The following is a 17,129-nucleotide window of genomic DNA, read 5'->3' as shown; positions in this document are numbered from 1 at the left end:
TTTGCGCCGGTTCAGCGCCTCTTTCAGCTAGCCTGCTCCGAAATGCCTTCACTAAGGAGGGTGTCATCCGGCTTCCACTGTTCCGGATTCGCTGTAGGACGTATCTCTCAGCTACTACTTTTCTTCTACGCAGTATCGTTTCTAAATCTTACGAAAGATCATCGTTTCTGTCAACATAAATATCATCCATCTTTTCCAGCTGCTCCAAAAAGCGTTTCGATTTGACATAGACGCCGACATACTCATCATAATACGCATCGAGGAGCACCTTCAGCTGTTTTTTCGTTTCAGGCTTTACGGATGTTTTCCCGATTCGCGAGGGACTGATCTGTTGAAACAGACGCATCAGTCTGACAGCTGCCGGTCCTACTGGAAGAGTGTAGCGGCGCAGATGAATACAGTCTCTGCATAGCACCCCCGCATGCTCCAGAGAAAACTGCAGCTGCTCGTCAACTGTTCCACAGTTGACGCAGGCGTGAAGGGTTGGCGCTGCGCCGGTTACGTAGAGCATCTTCGTTTCAAAGAGCCGGATCAGCACCTCCGGATCTTCTTCCCCGTTCATATGCTGCAGCACATGATACAGCAGCTCGTACAGACCGGGATACGTTTGATTGTCTTCCGTCAGTTTATCCAACAGCTCCACTGCGTACGAAGCATAAGCGGTTTTAATCAGATCGCTCCTGATATGACGGTGGGAATCAATAATGTCTGCTGACGACAGGCTTCCCATCCCTCTTCCCTTTGAATACACAAACACAGCCTGTATAAACGGCTGGGCAGCGGGAGCGAAGCGGCTTTTCGTTTTTTTAGCTCCTCTTGCCATCAGCGCAGCTTTACCTGATTGTTCGGTAAATACCGTCACAATTTTATTGGTTTCTCCGTAATCTGTTGTCCGGAGCACGATTCCTTCCAGTTTATGAAGCACGTAAACTGCCTCCCTCAGCGGTCAGTATTCATCCTGATCATAGCCGAATCCGCGCAGCTGCTTTGGCTTATTGCGCCAGTCTTCCTCTACTTTGACCCAAAGCTCAAGAAAAATTTTCGAGCCGAGCATTGTTTCAATATCCTGACGGGCGAGCTTGCCGATTTCCTTGAGCATCCGTCCCTGCTTGCCGATAATGATTCCTTTTTGGGAACTCCGTTCGACTACAACCACTGCCCCCACATAAATCGTGTCACTCGTCTCCCGTTTTTTTATTTGTTCGATTTCCACTGCTACTGAGTGGGGGATTTCTTCGTGTGTTAAATGAAGCACCTTTTCACGGATCATCTCAGACATTAGAAACCGCTCCGGGTGATCCGTGACCTGGTCTTCAGGATAAAACTGCGGTCCCGCTTCGAGACGCTCGAACACCTGAGTCACTAGAGCATCTACATTGTTTCCGTCTTTCGCGGATACCGGAATCACTTCGGTGAACGCGTGCTTTTTCATATATGATTCGATAAGCGGAAGCAGCTTGTCAGGATGAACCAGATCTATTTTATTGATAACAAGATAAACCGGAGTTTCTACACCTGCGAGGCGGTCCATGATAAATTCATCGCCTTTTCCCATGCCAGCCTCTGCGTCTACAAGAAACAGAATGATGTCCACCTCTCGAAGCGTTGTTACAGCGGTTTTTGACATAAAATCTCCGAGACGGTGCTTCGGTTTGTGAATCCCTGGCGTATCTATGAAGACAATTTGTCCCCGTTCTTCCGAATAGACACCTTGGATCCGGTTCCTTGTCGTTTGCGGTTTGTCGCTCATGATCGCGACTTTTTGGCCGAGAAGCTGATTTAACAGGGTCGATTTCCCCACGTTTGGTCTGCCAATTAAGGCGGCAAAACCAGACTTATAGTCGTTATTTTCCATGTAAATCATCCTTTGAAAAAGCTCCGGGCAGCAGGTCTGCAACGGTTGTTTCCTGCACATCTCCCTTTGTATTTGTTAAATAAACCGCTGTTTCCGGCTGCAGCAATTCTGCCATGACCTGCCTGCATGCACCGCACGGCGAAACGGGCCCTTCGGTATTCGCTGCTACTGCAATCGCCTGAAAGTCGCGCTCCCCCTCCGAAACCGCTTTAAAGATCGCTGTCCGCTCACCGCAGTTACACATGCTATATGCGGCATTTTCAATATTACATCCTGTATAAACAATTCCTTGAGCGGTCTGCAGGGCTGCCCCTACCGGAAATTTGGAGTACGGAACATAGGCCCGATCCATCGCTTCAACTGCTTGATTCATTAACATTTCTTTACTCATAGTAACCACCTCACTGCAAAACAAGTTCTGCTATTTTTGGTATGAAAATCAAACATCCGATCAGCGCAGCAGTACAGGAAAATACGAGTACTGCTCCGGCTGCTGTATCTTTTATAATTTTAGCTCGTTCGTCATATGTCTGAACAATTAAATCGGTGATGTGTTCAATCGATGTATTAAGCAGCTCAAGACAGAGCACGGCTCCAATCGCAGCGGCTAAAACCGCCTGCTCAAGCAGAGGAACGCTGAGCAGCTGGGCCGCGATGAAAACGAGCACCGCTGCCGTAGTGTGTATCCGGAAATTCTGTTCGTGACGCCACGTATAGCGGATCCCGGCTGCAGCGTACCGGAAGCTCTGCTTAAGCCTGTTGAGAGAAATAAATGGACTATTGTTTTTGGATGCCATGCTGATGGAGAATATCCTTTTGCTTGTCGATCATCTGCTGCTCTGCTTGCTCTGTATCGTGAACATAGCCATTCAGGTGCAGAAAGCCGTGAACGGCGAGGAAGCAAATTTCTCTCTCCAGGCTGTGTCCATATTCCTCTGCCTGACGAACGGCTGTGTCTACCGATATAATGATATCGCCAAGCATCAGCGGCATATCTTCCGGAAAAAATGCCTCTTCCTCTTCCATTGGAAAAGATAGAACGTCTGTGGCGGTATCTTTATCGCGGAACTCCCGATTCAGCTTTCGAATTTGGTCGTCTCCGGTAAATGTCACCGACAGCTCTGCTTCCTCTGGAACATTTTCACTGCTGCATGCTGTTTCCAATACATTTTCAAGCGTCTTTAGCAATTCGTCATTCAATTTATTCGTTTCATCATAGATATCGATGGTCCAGCTCATGCTTAATCCCCTCCTGTCTTTTTAAGCTCCTTCTCATCAGGATAGTCGATCCGCGAATGGAACGTTCCTTTTAGCGTTTCACATATCGATGCGTGAACGGCATGCAGCTCCTTAAGCGTTAAATCGCAGTCATCAAACTGTCCATCGTTGAGCCGGTCTTTAATAATCGCACGCACCAGCCCCTCCATCTTTTCGTACGTCGGCGCCTGCATCGAGCGTACCGCAGCTTCCACACTGTCAGCTATACCGACAATGGCACTTTCTTTTGAGGCTGCCTTTGGTCCCGGATACCGGTACGAGGACTCCGTCACACTGCCGTCTTTTTCTTTCGCCTTCACGTAGAAATACTTTAAAAGCGTGGTTCCGTGATGCTGTTCCGCAATATCAATAATTTCTTTTGGGAGCCTCTCTTCACGAAGCATAGCAGCTCCGTCATAAGGGTGGGCAATGATAATTTCCGCACTTTTCTCCGGTGGAAGCTTGTCATGAGGATTGGCAATTCTCATTTGATTTTCAATAAAAAACTGCGGCCGTTTCGTTTTGCCGAGGTCATGATAATAAGCGCCGACTCTCGCAAGCAGACCGTCTGCTCCAATCGATTCACAGGCACTTTCGGCTAAATTGGCAACTACTACACTGTGGTGGTAGGTTCCCGGCGTTTCAAGCAGAATTTTCCGAAGCAAAGCGTTATTCGGATTTGACAGTTCAATCAGCTTTGCAGGGGTCAAAACCCCAAATCCTGTTTCAAAAAATGGAAGCAGTCCAGCGGCCAGTACGACTGCCACATAGCCTCCAAGAGCTGCTGCAGCTGCGTAAAGCGCATATTCGCTCCATACAAAAGGCTGATTTTTAATGAGCAGTATACTGATGACCACACCAGTGTTAACAAGCGCAATCCACGATCCTGTTTTCAGCAGTTTTTTCGTTCGCGCAGTCTTATCCAGAAAAAATACGCCTGAAAGAGAGCTGAAAAAGACAAACAGTCCAACGCCGAATTCAAACGTCTGCGTCGTATTTTGATTGAACATAATAGAAGTTGCTACCGCCAGAAAAAAACTCATAAACACGGCAACGCGTGCCTGAATCAGTACCGCTGTAAGAATCGTTCCTAACGCAGCCGGCACAAGATAGGGTAATCCGGTTATTTCCAGCGGCTGAAGCAGACTGACACTTTTCATAACGGCAAGGGTGACCATTGTGAGCAGTAGAAAAAGCAGTAAGAGCGTATTGTTCTCGCGCAGTGGAGTTCTCGCCTCCCGCAGGTAAATGGCCAACATCCAAACAAGGAAGAAAATAACCAGACCAAGACCAGCTAGAGGGGGCAGGTCTGAGGTTTCTTCCGTCAGACCTGCAAGCGCCATCTGTTCATATATTTCCGCAGTGATCACTTGTCCCTCTTCTGCGAGAAGCTGGCCTTCACGAATCAGAACAGGTTCAACAAGATCTTCTGCTGAATTTCTGGCTTCAGCTGTCGCATCCTCATCGATCATATAGTTTGCAGTGATGCCGCTTCTCGATAATTCCGCGAGCGCATCAGACAGTTCAGCGCGAAGTGCGGCAGCCCTGACTCTTTGTTCTGCCCGATCCCGCGCCTCGTTCACTTCATCAAGTGCTACTTCATCCGTCATAACATCAAATACTGCACTCGTGGTAGCTTCTTCAGCAGTCTGGAGCTCTTCTGCATCTGATTCCAGCAGCGTAACCAGGGAGCCGTCGCTCATCTGTTCTTCTATTTCAGGCGAAAGGCGATCTCTCAGCTCAACTGTCTGTTCGTCCATCGTCCAGACTTCCTGCTCTTCAGTTCCACCTTCTTCATCTCCAGGACTGCTTAATTCTCCTGCCTGCCCACGTACTTCGAGCTGCACCAGCCGAACAGATTGAAAAACATCCTGAACCCGCTCCATTTGGTTATCGGCGTATCTCGGCTTCAACGAATATACCGGCTCAACGCTGTCCGCAGCTTCCTGCTGCAGCCGCTCCGTTTCTTCTTTGTTCTCAATTGTCACCGGAGACCGCACATCCTGACCGGAGACACTTCCGGGCTCAAGATCGAAATCCTCGGTTAACACATTTGGTACCAGCATGACATACAGGATCAATCCGAGCAGCACAAACAATGCAAAACGGATGTATCGGTGCCGCTTTAGTTTATTCCAGATTGGATGCTGCTCAATAGATGATCGTCCCATCATGTCTTTCCTCCTGTTTTGCCGGTCTTATCCGCGGTCCTCATCATCGTCATATGCTTCAATCATCCGCTGAACAAGGGAATGGCGGACTACGTCTGCAGGCTGTAAATAGATAAAGGAAAGTCCTTTAACGCGCGTTAAAATCCGCAGAGATTCCTTCAGCCCGGATAATTTTCCTTTCGGCAGGTCAATCTGTGTAAGATCACCGGTTACAACCATTTTCGAGCCGAAACCAAGTCTTGTTAAAAACATTTTCATCTGCTCTTTTGTTGTATTCTGAGCTTCGTCCAAAATAACAAATGCATCATCGAGCGTCCGGCCTCTCATATAAGCAAGAGGTGCTATCTCAATTGTACCGCGTTCCAAGAGGCGGGCCGTATGCTCCGTGCCAAACAGATCATGCAGCGCGTCGTAAAGCGGCCGCAGGTACGGATCCACCTTTTCCTTTAAATCGCCAGGTAAAAAACCGAGGCTTTCTCCGGCCTCCACAGCCGGCCTCGTCAGTACAATTTTTTTAACCTGCCCTTCTTTTAAGGCATGGACAGCAAGCACCACAGCTAGATAGGTCTTCCCTGTACCGGCCGGACCGATACCAAAAACAATATCGTTTTTTCTGATAGCAGACACGTAGTGGCGCTGGCCAAGTGTTTTAGCAAGAATCGGCTTTCCTTTAGCTGTCACCGTGATTTGATCATTATAAAGATCGAGCATCTCTCCCAGCAGGTCTTTTTCTGACAGCTGGGCCGCATACACGACGTCCCGTTCGGTGATTCGAATTCCACGGCGGATCAGCTGAAGCAGCGTCAACAGGATCTTTTCGATCTTGTCTGCGTTTGCTTCGCTCGTATCAACAGAAATCTCCTGCCCCCGCGTGACAAGCTCTGCTCGAAATGCATCTTCAAGTCTTTCCAGGTGTTTATCATTTGGTCCAAAAAGCGCCTGGACTTCATTTGCGTCCTGCGCTGGTATCGCAATTGTACGGTTCATATATGTCATCAGTCTCCCTGCTGCATACTGTGTTTGGCACGTGACGCTGCGCCTGATTTCACTTTACCACTACTGTAACCTGCTGCCAACATAATATGTCCGTTTTCTGGCAGTCGATGCTTGAGGGATTGAAGCTATTCCGCAGTCGGCCCCTTAGTGCGCTGGATGCGTTAAGGTTTCGTCACACGTTAAAGGAGGAAAAAGGGCTGCCCCACCCAGTGCAATTATGCCTGGAGGAACAGCCCTTTTGTGCTATTACCGGGTCATGCGTCTGTTACGATTACGTCCAGCGGCAGCTTTTGGCTTGCCGAGAACTTCCGCCCAGACGATCCCTTTCACAACATCCTGTTTCGTCATATTGTTGAAATCAATCGTAACCTTCTGCTCTGCGGTAGCAGTAATATCCTTCTTGACGATTGGAGACTTCTGCAGCTTCGAGGCCGATTTTTCTGCCTGCCTCTGTTTTTTGCGAAGCTGCTCATAATGCTTTTCCATTTCCGTTTGAGCCGGTGAATCTGTTTGTGCCTTCTCCTGCCTCTGCGGCTGCTTCTCTTCCTGTTTTTCTTCTGTTTCAAACAGGATATCCCGCCAGTCAAACTCCTTTTCAGAAGCTTCCCTGTCCGACTGCTCCTGCCTTTGTTCAGGAACACGCGGCTGCGAATTCTCCTCCTGCTTCTGTCCGGACCTGGACTGAATGAAGCTGAAGATAGCAGCGAGAATGAAGAACAGCAGGAGCGGAGATTCAAACAGCAAATTGATAAAACTGAGCATCATCATCGCTCCTCCCTGCGGCATCAGCGCTTAGGATGGGTTTCCGTAGTCTCCTCATCCTCCGGTCCATCGCCAGTCGCTTTGCCGATGGAGTCGCGCATGTCGGTATCTGCTTTCACGTTGTTAAAGTTGAGGTAGTCCATCACGCCGAGGTTGCCCTGGCGAAGTGCTTCGGACATTGCAAGCGGTACTTCCGCCTCTGCTTCTACAACCTTCGCGCGCATTTCTTCTACGCGGGCTTTCATTTCCTGCTCCTGCGCGACTGCCATAGCACGGCGCTCTTCCGCCTTGGCCTGGGCAATCTTTTTATCCGCTTCAGCCTGGTCCGTCTGAAGTCCTGCACCGATGTTTTTACCGATATCAATATCAGCAATATCAATCGAGAGGATTTCAAATGCTGTTCCGGCATCCAGACCTTTCTTAAGAACAGTCTGAGAAATCATATCCGGGTTTTCAAGCACTTCTGCATGGTTTTTTGCAGAACCAATAGTGGAAACAATCCCTTCACCGACTCGGGCGATAACCGTGTCTTCTCCGGCACCACCGACGAGACGGTCAATGTTGGCTCGGACCGTGATTCGGGCTTTTGCCTTCACTTCAATACCATCCATTGCTACACCGGCGATAAATGGTGTTTCAATAACCTTTGGATTAACGCTCATCTGAACTGCTTCGAGCACGTCACGGCCTGCAAGGTCAATCGCTGCGCATCGTTCAAACGTCAACTCAATATTGGCGCGCTGGGCAGCAATCAAAGCGTTAACAACGCGGTCTACGTTTCCCCCTGCGAGATAGTGCCCCTCCAGCTTGTTCGTGCTGATATCAAGCCCTGCTTTTACTGCTTTGATCAGCGGGTTGACGACTCGGTGCGGGATAACCCGGCGGAGTCTCATCCCTACAAGCTGGAAAATACCGACTTTGACTCCTGCTGCCCATGCTGAAATCCATAGTGCGACAGGTACGAACGTAAACAGGATTACGACACCGACGAGTATGACCCCGATGACGATATAAATTCCTATCTGGTCTGCCATGTACATCTTCCTCCTTCAATTAATCAGTCTCACTGCCGGAAATGTCCCGAACTACTACCCGGGAACCAGAAACAGCAATGACCTTTATTTTCCTTCCTTGTTCAATATAGCCTCCCTCGGATACCACGTCAAGGCGTTCCTCGCCAATCATGGCACTTCCGGAAGGCCGGAGCACTGTGAGAGTCGTGCCGGTCTGTCCTTCCAGTTCGTTTCTCGTTTCATTGGAAATATATCCAAGTTCCGTCGTTGTTGCATCCTGAAGCACAACACGTTTCATCGGGCCAGCCCGATCAATGTACTTCATAAGCACGAGCATTCCTGCGATCGTTACAATAATTGCAATTACGAAGGACACGATAATATAAAACGTTGAAAACGAACTCAGAATCAAACTGGTAAGAATTGCTCCGAGACCCAGAATCCCAAAAATTCCAAAGCTCGGAGAAAAAACCTCGAGGGCAAGAAGTCCAGCTCCTACGATAAATAAAATCATCGCTTCCCATCCTGCAAAGCCAGCCACCGTGTGGCCGAAAAAGAACAGGAACAAAGCGGAGGCTCCCATGATGCCCGGGATTCCAAATCCTGGAGAATAAAGTTCCAAAATAAGTCCGAGTGAGCCGACGGACAACAAAATCGGAATGACAATTGGATGGGTGACAATTCGGGCAATCTGCTCAGCTGCACTAAGCTCAAATTCTTCAACTTGTGCATTTTCCATGTTCAGGTATTCCAGAAGTGCTTCCCGGTCATTAACCACAGCTTCTGCATATCCTACTGACTCAGCTTCAGATGCTGTAAGCGTAAGCAGCTCTCCCTCGCCGAGATTCAGCTCCTCGATTTCAATCGACGGATCTGCCATCGCGAGTGCATAAACCGGATCGCGATCATTGAGCTCGGCTGCAGACCGCATGTTCGCAAGCCAGGCAGACTGAGCTTTATCATCAGCAGCGCTTCCTGTTCCATCTATGACCTGCGCTGAGCCCATTTCTGTACCAGGCTGCATAACGATCTCATCGGCATTCAGCGAAATATATGCTCCGGCTGACATTGCCTCTCTTACGACAAATGCTGTAGTCGGAATCTCGGTCTCCCGAATAGTCCTTGCGATCTCTCCGGCGGCATCCACCCGCCCTCCCGGAGTGTTCAGTTCAAACACTATGTGATCGACGCCCTGTTCTTCTGCAGATTCAACAGCACGTTTCATAAAAGCCTGCAGCCCCCGCTCAACGGTTTCTTCAACTGGAACAAAGTAAACAGTCTCTCCGCTGCCTTGTTCCTGAGCTGATGATACAGGGAAGATGAGCAGCAGCACACCAGCTGTCAGAAGGATTGAGTATAGGAGCATTCTCCAGTTTTTCACAGCACCGGCCTCCTTCCATGAGGTTCTACATACAGTATATCTTACGTACTGGCACCCCGGAAAGTTTCACGCCCTCACATTTTTTCATTATATCTTGCTTCTTAACATTTCCTGATCCCTCCCTCTTTCAAAAGAGCATCTTTATGCATACAGGTGATCCATCTTTGGGCGTATTAAAATCAAAAAAGCAGGACCGCACGTCTACATAACGCGGGCCCTGATTTGGGTCGAAACTGCCGTCAGTTTTGATTGTACATTTCTTCAAGTCTTTTCCTGGTTGTCTCCGATCCGTACGTGTATATTTTATGGAACAAATTATCTTCATCATCACCAAGCTCAATCTTATCTTTTTCATCCCGGGTCTCGTCAAATGGCGAAACAAAAATATGTTCCGGCATGACGTCGCCGTCCTGGACTTCAGCCAGCTTGGACTCCAAGTCCGCTTTCGACTCCCGGTCAAGCAGTACTTCATAGTGGATCAGCTGAGTGTCTGGAAGCATTGGAGATAGTTCGACATCGGTGCCGCTCCTCCAGATAACGAAATATTGTTCTTTTGACATGCTATCCCTCCTCTTTCTGATTTCCTTTACCCGTCCTATGTTTAACTTATTCCTGAAATTTGTCAGATGATCAGCCTTTCATCAGCCAATTGTGATTAAAGCCTGCTCCTGCCATCCTGCTGCTTTCAAGCACCCAGGAAAGCCTTTATGCATGAATAAATCCGTTATACATGATGTGGAAAAGCAAAAAGGCGCAGTCTCTCACAGAGACTGCGCCTTGACGGCAAAAGGTTTATTGAAGTTGTTCTTGGACAATTTGACGAACGAGAGTGCCGTCTGCGCGGCCTTTCACCTTCGGCATCACTGCACCCATGACCATGCCCATATCAGCCTTGGAAGACGCACCCGTTTCCTCAACTGTTTTGGCAACCATGTCTTTGACTTCCTGCTCGGAAAGTTGTTCCGGCAAGTAGTCCTGCAGGACCGAGATCTCACTGTTCATTTTCTCAACCAGATCACTTCTGTCTGCCTTATCGAATTCCTGGAGGGATTCCCGCCGTTGTTTCAATTCACGGTTCAATACCGTGAGTGCTTCTTCTTCAGAGAGCTCGCGCCCAAGTCCAATCGCTTCATTCTGCATCGCTCCGCGTACGGAACGGATAACAGAAAGACGAATCTTATCCTTATCGCGCATTGCCTGTTTCATATCCTGCTGAAGCTTTTCAACTACTGGAGCAGTCATGAGGCCGTCTCTCCTTAGAATTTGCGTTTTCTAGCTGCTTCTGATTTCTTTTTACGGCGAATACTTGGCTTCTCATAGTGCTTACGTTTACGCACCTCTGCCAGAGTCCCTTCTTTAGACATCGTTTTCTTGAAACGACGAAGAGCAGCATCGAGATTTTCATTCTTACGAACGCGTGTTTCTGCCATTCTATATCCCTCCCTCCGGACAACCAATAAGACATGCGCACGGGCATGTATGGTTCGATTATATAGGATTAAGGATTCACGGTCAATGCCCGATTTGTTCCGGCTGGCGTGATTTTGTACCTGCAGCGTCGGCAACTTTGACAAACGTTCCTTCATTGTATGGATATCCTGCTTTATCCAGTTTTACTTTAATTATGCTTCCAATGTAAGATTCATCCAGCTCTACTTTAACGCGAAGATAGTTATCGGTGTATCCTACGAGCAGATTTGGTTTGTCATTATCCGCTTCTTCCGGAATCATTTCAAGGACGGTTCCTTCAAAAGTTGACGCATATTCTTTTGCCTGCTGATCGGACAAATGGATCAGCTGTTTGACTCTTGTATGCTTCACATCATCCGCAACCTGGTCTGTCATACGGGCAGCTGGTGTGCCTGTACGCTTGGAGTAAGGAAAAACATGAAGCTCGGAGAAGCCGATTTCACGAACAGAATCAAACGTCTCCTGAAATTCGCTGTCGGTTTCACCAGGAAAGCCGACTATAACATCGGACGTCACTGCAAGCCCTGGAAGAGCTTCCTTTAACCGGTCCACACGCTCTTTGTAAAACGCCATCGTATATTTTCGGCGCATCCGCTTCAGTACAGTATCTGATCCTGACTGCATGGGCACATGCAGATGGCGAACGATCTTATCCGAGCGATCAATCACCTTTATAACGTCATCTGTAATCTGGCTTGCCTCAATAGAGGAAATGCGGATTCGTTTCAATCCTGCTACCTGCTCAAGCTCCCCGAGCAGGCGGGCAAGACTGTAATCCTTCATATCCTCTCCGTAGCCACCTGTATGGATGCCAGTCAGCACAATTTCTTTATAGCCTGCTTCGACCAGCTGATGCGCCTGCTTCATGACATCTTCCGGCTTACGGGAACGGAGCAGTCCTCTGGCCCACGGAATGATGCAAAACGTGCAGAAGTTATTACAGCCTTCCTGGATTTTTAGTGAAGCCCGTGTGCGGTCAGTAAAGGCCGGTACATCAAGCTCTTCGTAAACACGGGTTTTCATAATGTTCCCTACACCATTGATCGGCTCCCGCTCTTTACGAAACTGTTCAATGTAAGGGAGCATTTTGTGACGGTCCTGTGTACCGACAACAATATCGACCCCTGGGATCGCCATTATCTCGGCTGGTGACGTTTGGGCATAGCAGCCGGTCACACAAATAACCGCGTCCGGATTCCGGCGGACTGCTCTCCGGATCACCTGTCTGCTTTTTTTATCCCCTGTATTTGTTACCGTACAAGTATTAATAACGTACACATCTGCCCGATCGTGAAACTCCACTTTCTCATACTCTTCCTGCTTAAAAAGCTGCCAGATAGCTTCTGTCTCATAGTGATTTACTTTACACCCTAAGGTATGAAACGCAACCTTGCTCATGTTGTTCACCTCGATAGTTCAATATGATAGGAGAGCGCCGACAGCATATAGAGCGGCGCTGTCTCTGCCCTCAAAATTCTAGGTCCGAGTCCGCAAAGAACCGCTCCGCTGTCTTCAAGCATGTCTGCTTCCTCCGGTGAAAAGCCACCTTCAGGCCCGACGATTACTAAAACGGATTGTCCCGGCTTAAGTTCCTTTACCGCATCAAAGAACGCACGCTCTTCTCCCGTTTTCGCCCGCTCCTCGTATGCTGCTATCACGAGGTCAAACGCTTCGAAACGTTGCACCAGCTGAGCAGCGGAAGCAGAATCGTTTACCTCCGGCAGGATCCTTCTAGCTGATTGTTCGGCCGCCTCCTTGACGATTTTTTTCCATCTAAGCAGCTTTTTTGCTTCTTTCTTTTGGTCGAGCTTTACGACAGAGCGCTCTGCCTGAAAAGGCTGAAAAGCAGCAGCACCGAGCTCTGTTCCTTTTTGCAGCACAACCTCAAGCTTGTCTGCTTTAATTAGCGCTTGAGCGACTGTCACCTGAAGCGGGAGCTCCCGGTCCACCTCTTCTTTTTCGAGAATAGTTGCTCGGAGAGGTTCTCCTTCGTTCAGTTTCGCTCGATAACAGTTTCCTTCTGCACAAACGATCACTTCATCGCCGCTCTGCATCCGCATAACCGCTCGGATGTGACGGTCACTTTCCTTATCAAAAACGACTGGCTGGTCCTGAACAAGCTTTGCTTCCAAAAAATAGCGCTGCATTAATCGGCCTCCGGCTTCTTTGCCGTAAACGACACCCAGTCTTCCATTTCTGTCGTCTCCAGAATGGAAAAGCCTGCATGGTGCAAGGATTGCTTCACGAGCTCTTTTTTCGCCTGAATGATGCCGGAGGTGATAAACACACCGCCCGGCTGCAGTGCTTTCCAGGCATCCTCTGTCATCGTCGTAATGACTTCGGCAAGAATATTTGCTGCAATTAGGTCATATGTACCTGTGCTTTCAGCAAGAAGATTTGCTTGTCTCACAGATACCGCGTGCTCCACGTGATTATGACGAACATTTTCATCAGCTGCTTTGACAGCCACTTCATCAAGATCAACGGCATCTACTGAGCCAGCCCCGAGCTTTGCAGCGGTAACAGCAAGCACACCAGAACCTGTGCCGACGTCGAGTACTCGTCTGCCCTGCTTGATGTGCTTTTCCAACGCTTGAATGCAAAGAACGGTTGTCGGATGCGTACCTGTACCAAATGCCATACCCGGATCCAGCTCTACAACAATTTCGTTTTTCTGGACGGGCTTATAGTTTTCCCAGCTTGGAGCAATCGTAATAGAAGCCCCTACTTTTACCGGCTTGTAATATTTTTTCCAGGCTGTAGCCCATTCTTCTTCATCCACTTCATTCAGCGTTACAACACCGCTGCCTGTATCGATCCCAAAATCTGTCAGGCGGATGACAGACTGACGGATCTCTTCGACAGCATCTCCCAGAAAGCTGTTCACCGGTAAATAAGCTTTTAACAGGACACCCTGTTCCGGATAGTCGGCTTCAGAGAGCTCAAAAAGCTCTCCGAATACCGGTTTGCGTTCTTTGAAAAAATCGGCTTTGTCTTCGATAACGACGCCGCCCGCTCCCGCTTCGTGCAAAATATGGCTGACCGGTTCTACTGCTTCCTGTGTCGTATGGACGCTGATTTCTGCCCATTTCATAGCTCCATCTCCCTGTAGCGGCATTCCATCAGCCGAAATTTTTGAAAGCGCGCTTCACTTTCGCAAAGAAATTCTCACTTTGTTCATCTGGTGCAATTGTACCGCTTTCCTCGGCAAATTCCCGCAGAAGCTCTCTTTGGCGGTCGCTCAGTTTTTTTGGTGTAATAATTTTCACTTGAATGTGCTGATCTCCCTGTCCTGCACCCCGTACGTTTGGAACGCCTTTGCCACGCAGTCTGAAGTGTGTGCCAGTCTGTGTTCCAGCCGGAACTTTCAGCTTGACCTTCCCTTCAAGGGTCGGCACTTCAATTTCATCACCAAGAGCTGACTGTACGAACGTAATTGGCATTTCACAGAAAATATCATCACCATCACGCTGGAAAAACTCATGTTCCTTTACGTTAAAGACGACATAAAGGTCTCCTGCCGGTCCTCCGTTGATTCCGGGTTCTCCTTGGCCTGCTACGCGAATCTGCTGGCCGGTATCTACACCTGCCGGAATTTTAATGTGAATTTTCTTGCGTTTTTTCACTTTTCCAGCCCCGCCACACGTGCGGCACTTATCTTTAATCTGCTGGCCCGTTCCGCTGCAATTGTCACATACCCGGCGATTAACAACTCGTCCAAACGGCGTATTCTGCTCTACGTTCAGCTGGCCTGCGCCGCCGCACTTTGAACATGTTTCCGGACTCGTTCCCGGCTTTGCTCCCGAACCATCGCACGTCTGGCAAGGCTCTTCACGAGGAATCTCGATATCGGTTTCTTTGCCGAAGACTGCCTCGCGGAATTCCAGCGTCATCGTATACTGCAGATCAGATCCTTGGCGTGGCGCATTTGGATCTCTTCTTCTGCCACCGCCGCCGAAAAACATATCGAAAATGTCGCTGAATCCCCCGAAGTCTCCGCCTCCTGCTCCGCCAAATCCTTGGTTGGGATCAGTATGGCCAAACTGATCGTAGTGCGCACGCTTATTCGAGTCGCTAAGCGTATCGTACGCCTCTTTTACTTCTTTAAACTTTTCTTCTGCATCTGCTTCCTTGTTTACATCGGGGTGATACTGACGTGCCAGCTTTCTGTAAGCTTTTTTTATGTCTGCTTCATCAGCACCCTTGTCCACTCCTAAAACATCATAGAAATCACGCTTGCTCATAGTCTACCACTCCTGATTTTTATCCATAACGAATATGTTATCATCTGGCCTCTGGTCCGTAAAGAAGAGACGGCGTGAAAAAAGTCAAAGACAGGTTCCCCTGACTTTGACTTTTCTCCTGCTGTTACTGATCTTTCTTGTCTTCGTCTACTTCTTCGTATTCTGCATCAACGACATCATCGCTGTCCTGGCCTGCTTCCTGCTCGCCGCCCTGCTCCTGCTGCTGCTGAGCAGCCTGCTCATACAGCTTCGTTGTCAGCTGGGTTACGATTTCCTGCAGTTCGTCTTTTGCTGTACGAATCGCTTCAAGGTCTTCCCCTTCAAGCGCTTGTTTCAGCTTATCTTTTGCAGCTTCCGCTTTTTCTTTTTCAGAAGCTTCTACGTTTTCCCCTAGGTCTGTCAGTGTCTTTTCTGTAGAGAATACGAGCTGATCAGCTTCGTTGCGGAGATCTACTTCTTCACGGCGCTTCTTATCGGCTTCTGCGTTTTCCTCCGCATCCTTCACCATCTGCTCAACTTCTTCATCAGAAAGTCCGGAGCTGGATGTGATGGTGATTGACTGTTCTTTATTCGTGCCGAGATCTTTTGCGTTTACGTTTACAATACCGTTGGCGTCGATATCAAACTTCACTTCGATCTGCGGAACACCGCGTGGTGCCGGCGGGATATCTGTCAGCTGGAAGCGGCCAAGCGTTTTGTTGTCTGCGGCCATCTCCCGCTCACCCTGCAGCACGTGAATATCTACAGAAGGCTGGTTGTCTGCAGCAGTTGAGAATGTTTGAGCTTTTGACGTTGGAATCGTTGTATTGCGCTCAATCAGTTTCGTAAATACGCCGCCCATCGTTTCGATGCCGAGGGAGAGTGGTGTGACGTCAAGCAGTACAACGTCCTTTACATCTCCTGTCAGAACACCGGCCTGGATTGCAGCGCCAAGCGCAACAACTTCATCCGGATTTACGCCTTTATGCGGATCTTTTCCAGTGATCTGTTTAATCGCTTCCTGTACAGCCGGAATCCGTGTAGAGCCGCCTACAAGCACAACCTTATCGATTTCACTTGCAGAGAGGTCCGCATCTTTGAGCGCCTGGCGGGTAGGTCCCATTGTACGCTCCACAAGCTGTGAAGAAAGCTCTTCAAATTTAGCACGGGTAAGCGTCAGTTCAAGGTGCTTTGGTCCGGACTGATCTGCTGTAATAAATGGCAGGCTGATCTGCGTTTGAGACACACCGGAAAGGTCCTTCTTCGCTTTTTCCGCTGCATCTTTCAAACGCTGAAGGGCCATTTTATCCTGACTTAGGTCAATGCCGTTTTCTTTCTTAAACTCGTTTACGAGGTGATCGATGATAACCTGGTCAAAATCGTCCCCGCCAAGCTTATTGTCGCCGGAAGTTGATTTTACCTCAAAGAATCCATCTCCAAGCTCAAGGATCGATACGTCAAACGTTCCACCGCCTAAGTCGTATACAAGAATAGTCTGATCCTCTTCTTTTTCAAGACCGTATGCAAGTGCAGCTGCTGTCGGCTCGTTCACAATTCGCTCTACTTCAAGTCCAGCAATTTTACCGGCATCTTTCGTTGCCTGACGCTGGGAGTCATTAAAGTAAGCAGGGACTGTGATAACAGCTTTGGTTACTTTTTCACCCAGATAAGCTTCTGCGTCCGCTTTCAGCTTCTGAAGCGTAATCGCTGAGATTTCCTGCGGCGTGAATTCTTTCCCTTCAGCCGTTACTTTATAGTCTGTGCCCATGTGACGCTTAATGGACGTAACCGTATCAGGGTTTGTGATCATTTGACGCTTAGCTACTTCCCCGACTTGACGCTCTCCGTCTTTAAAGGAAACTACTGACGGTGTTGTACGGGAACCTTCTGCGTTTGTAATGACCGTTGCCTCGCCGCCTTCCATAACAGCAACGCAGGAGTTTGTTGTACCTAAATCTATTCCGATTACTTTACTCATGTAAATTCCTCCTAAACAGGTTA

General features: G+C 48.7%; 18 protein-coding genes. All 18 read right to left on the bottom strand.

Annotated features, from left to right (window positions below; all coding sequences use genetic code 11):
- Positions 1-148 precede the first annotated feature (148 nt).
- Positions 149-925, bottom strand: a complete 777-nt coding sequence (gene recO / locus ACSZLD_RS10245) for a DNA repair protein RecO (protein ID WP_377910743.1) — start codon at positions 923-925, stop codon at positions 149-151.
- Between the two features lie 21 nt (positions 926-946).
- On the bottom strand, positions 947-1,855 hold the full coding sequence (era, locus tag ACSZLD_RS10240; RefSeq protein WP_444685109.1) for a GTPase Era: 909 nt from the start codon (positions 1,853-1,855) through the stop codon (positions 947-949).
- Positions 1,845-2,246: a cytidine deaminase gene (locus tag ACSZLD_RS10235; RefSeq protein ID WP_444685108.1), complete on the bottom strand. Its 402-nt coding sequence runs from the start codon at positions 2,244-2,246 to the stop codon at positions 1,845-1,847. The genes era and ACSZLD_RS10235 overlap by 11 nt, the downstream gene beginning before the upstream one ends.
- 10 nt (positions 2,247-2,256) lie before the next feature.
- Entirely contained in the window at positions 2,257-2,652 is a 396-nt protein-coding gene (locus ACSZLD_RS10230) for a diacylglycerol kinase family protein (protein WP_377910746.1), read from the bottom strand.
- Positions 2,633-3,094, bottom strand: coding sequence for an rRNA maturation RNase YbeY (gene ybeY / locus ACSZLD_RS10225; RefSeq protein WP_377910747.1), 462 nt, complete (start codon positions 3,092-3,094; stop codon positions 2,633-2,635). Before ybeY ends, ACSZLD_RS10230 begins: the two co-directional genes overlap by 20 nt.
- Positions 3,095-3,096: 2 nt before the next feature.
- Positions 3,097-5,286, bottom strand: coding sequence for an HD family phosphohydrolase (locus tag ACSZLD_RS10220; RefSeq protein ID WP_444685107.1), 2,190 nt, complete (start codon positions 5,284-5,286; stop codon positions 3,097-3,099).
- A 24-nt stretch (positions 5,287-5,310) separates the two neighbouring features.
- Positions 5,311-6,279 (bottom strand): PhoH family protein, encoded by a 969-nt coding sequence (locus ACSZLD_RS10215; RefSeq protein WP_377910749.1) that lies wholly within the window; start codon positions 6,277-6,279, stop codon positions 5,311-5,313.
- A 246-nt stretch (positions 6,280-6,525) separates the two neighbouring features.
- Complete coding sequence (locus ACSZLD_RS10210; RefSeq protein WP_377910750.1) at positions 6,526-7,044, bottom strand: YqfB family membrane protein; 519 nt, start codon at positions 7,042-7,044, stop codon at positions 6,526-6,528.
- A gap of 20 nt (positions 7,045-7,064) precedes the next feature.
- Positions 7,065-8,075: a flotillin-like protein FloA gene (floA, locus tag ACSZLD_RS10205; protein ID WP_377910751.1), complete on the bottom strand. Its 1,011-nt coding sequence runs from the start codon at positions 8,073-8,075 to the stop codon at positions 7,065-7,067.
- Positions 8,076-8,094: 19 nt separating this feature from the next.
- Positions 8,095-9,435 (bottom strand): NfeD family protein, encoded by a 1,341-nt coding sequence (locus ACSZLD_RS10200; protein ID WP_444685106.1) that lies wholly within the window; start codon positions 9,433-9,435, stop codon positions 8,095-8,097.
- A 239-nt stretch (positions 9,436-9,674) separates the two neighbouring features.
- Complete coding sequence (locus tag ACSZLD_RS10195; protein WP_377910753.1) at positions 9,675-9,995, bottom strand: hypothetical protein; 321 nt, start codon at positions 9,993-9,995, stop codon at positions 9,675-9,677.
- Between the two features lie 232 nt (positions 9,996-10,227).
- A complete protein-coding gene (locus ACSZLD_RS10190; protein WP_377910754.1) occupies positions 10,228-10,677 on the bottom strand; it encodes a GatB/YqeY domain-containing protein in 450 nt (149 codons plus the stop codon).
- Positions 10,678-10,691: 14 nt separating this feature from the next.
- Positions 10,692-10,865, bottom strand: coding sequence for a 30S ribosomal protein S21 (gene rpsU / locus ACSZLD_RS10185; protein ID WP_377910755.1), 174 nt, complete (start codon positions 10,863-10,865; stop codon positions 10,692-10,694).
- An 82-nt stretch (positions 10,866-10,947) separates the two neighbouring features.
- Positions 10,948-12,303, bottom strand: coding sequence for a tRNA (N(6)-L-threonylcarbamoyladenosine(37)-C(2))-methylthiotransferase MtaB (gene mtaB / locus ACSZLD_RS10180; protein ID WP_377910756.1), 1,356 nt, complete (start codon positions 12,301-12,303; stop codon positions 10,948-10,950).
- 5 nt (positions 12,304-12,308) lie between these two features.
- On the bottom strand, positions 12,309-13,052 hold the full coding sequence (locus ACSZLD_RS10175) for a 16S rRNA (uracil(1498)-N(3))-methyltransferase (protein WP_444685105.1): 744 nt from the start codon (positions 13,050-13,052) through the stop codon (positions 12,309-12,311).
- Positions 13,052-13,999 carry a 50S ribosomal protein L11 methyltransferase gene (gene prmA, locus ACSZLD_RS10170; RefSeq protein ID WP_377910758.1) on the bottom strand — a complete coding sequence of 316 codons (948 nt, stop codon included), beginning with the start codon at positions 13,997-13,999 and terminating at the stop codon, positions 13,052-13,054. The genes ACSZLD_RS10175 and prmA overlap by 1 nt, the downstream gene beginning before the upstream one ends.
- Before the next feature lie 28 nt (positions 14,000-14,027).
- Positions 14,028-15,149, bottom strand: coding sequence for a molecular chaperone DnaJ (dnaJ, locus tag ACSZLD_RS10165; RefSeq protein ID WP_377910759.1), 1,122 nt, complete (start codon positions 15,147-15,149; stop codon positions 14,028-14,030).
- 124 nt (positions 15,150-15,273) lie between these two features.
- A complete protein-coding gene (dnaK, locus tag ACSZLD_RS10160) occupies positions 15,274-17,106 on the bottom strand; it encodes a molecular chaperone DnaK (RefSeq protein ID WP_377910760.1) in 1,833 nt (610 codons plus the stop codon).
- Positions 17,107-17,129 lie beyond the last annotated feature (23 nt).

Source organism: Alkalicoccus luteus, from assembly GCF_052061695.1.
Classification (GTDB): Bacteria; Bacillota; Bacilli; order Bacillales; family Salisediminibacteriaceae; genus Alkalicoccus; species Alkalicoccus luteus.
The sequence above is the reverse complement of the archived record's forward strand: the minus strand, read 5'-3'. Positions and strand labels throughout refer to the sequence as shown.

What these genes read in the sequence shown, in the direction of transcription:
- era (WP_444685109.1), bottom strand. Translation starts at nt 1,855, where the DNA reads ATGGAAAATAACGACTATAAGTCTGGTTTTGCCGCCTTAATTGGCAGA.
- ACSZLD_RS10210 (WP_377910750.1), bottom strand. Translation starts at nt 7,044, where the DNA reads ATGATGCTCAGTTTTATCAATTTGCTGTTTGAATCTCCGCTCCTGCTG.
- ACSZLD_RS10190 (WP_377910754.1), bottom strand. Translation starts at nt 10,677, where the DNA reads ATGACTGCTCCAGTAGTTGAAAAGCTTCAGCAGGATATGAAACAGGCA.
- ACSZLD_RS10235 (WP_444685108.1), bottom strand. Translation starts at nt 2,246, where the DNA reads ATGAGTAAAGAAATGTTAATGAATCAAGCAGTTGAAGCGATGGATCGG.
- floA (WP_377910751.1), bottom strand. Translation starts at nt 8,075, where the DNA reads ATGGCAGACCAGATAGGAATTTATATCGTCATCGGGGTCATACTCGTC.
- rpsU (WP_377910755.1), bottom strand. Translation starts at nt 10,865, where the DNA reads ATGGCAGAAACACGCGTTCGTAAGAATGAAAATCTCGATGCTGCTCTT.
- ACSZLD_RS10230 (WP_377910746.1), bottom strand. Translation starts at nt 2,652, where the DNA reads ATGGCATCCAAAAACAATAGTCCATTTATTTCTCTCAACAGGCTTAAG.
- ACSZLD_RS10175 (WP_444685105.1), bottom strand. Translation starts at nt 13,052, where the DNA reads ATGCAGCGCTATTTTTTGGAAGCAAAGCTTGTTCAGGACCAGCCAGTC.
- ACSZLD_RS10195 (WP_377910753.1), bottom strand. Translation starts at nt 9,995, where the DNA reads ATGTCAAAAGAACAATATTTCGTTATCTGGAGGAGCGGCACCGATGTC.
- ybeY (WP_377910747.1), bottom strand. Translation starts at nt 3,094, where the DNA reads ATGAGCTGGACCATCGATATCTATGATGAAACGAATAAATTGAATGAC.
- dnaJ (WP_377910759.1), bottom strand. Translation starts at nt 15,149, where the DNA reads ATGAGCAAGCGTGATTTCTATGATGTTTTAGGAGTGGACAAGGGTGCT.
- prmA (WP_377910758.1), bottom strand. Translation starts at nt 13,999, where the DNA reads ATGAAATGGGCAGAAATCAGCGTCCATACGACACAGGAAGCAGTAGAA.
- ACSZLD_RS10215 (WP_377910749.1), bottom strand. Translation starts at nt 6,279, where the DNA reads ATGACATATATGAACCGTACAATTGCGATACCAGCGCAGGACGCAAAT.
- mtaB (WP_377910756.1), bottom strand. Translation starts at nt 12,303, where the DNA reads ATGAGCAAGGTTGCGTTTCATACCTTAGGGTGTAAAGTAAATCACTAT.
- ACSZLD_RS10220 (WP_444685107.1), bottom strand. Translation starts at nt 5,286, where the DNA reads ATGATGGGACGATCATCTATTGAGCAGCATCCAATCTGGAATAAACTA.
- dnaK (WP_377910760.1), bottom strand. Translation starts at nt 17,106, where the DNA reads ATGAGTAAAGTAATCGGAATAGATTTAGGTACAACAAACTCCTGCGTT.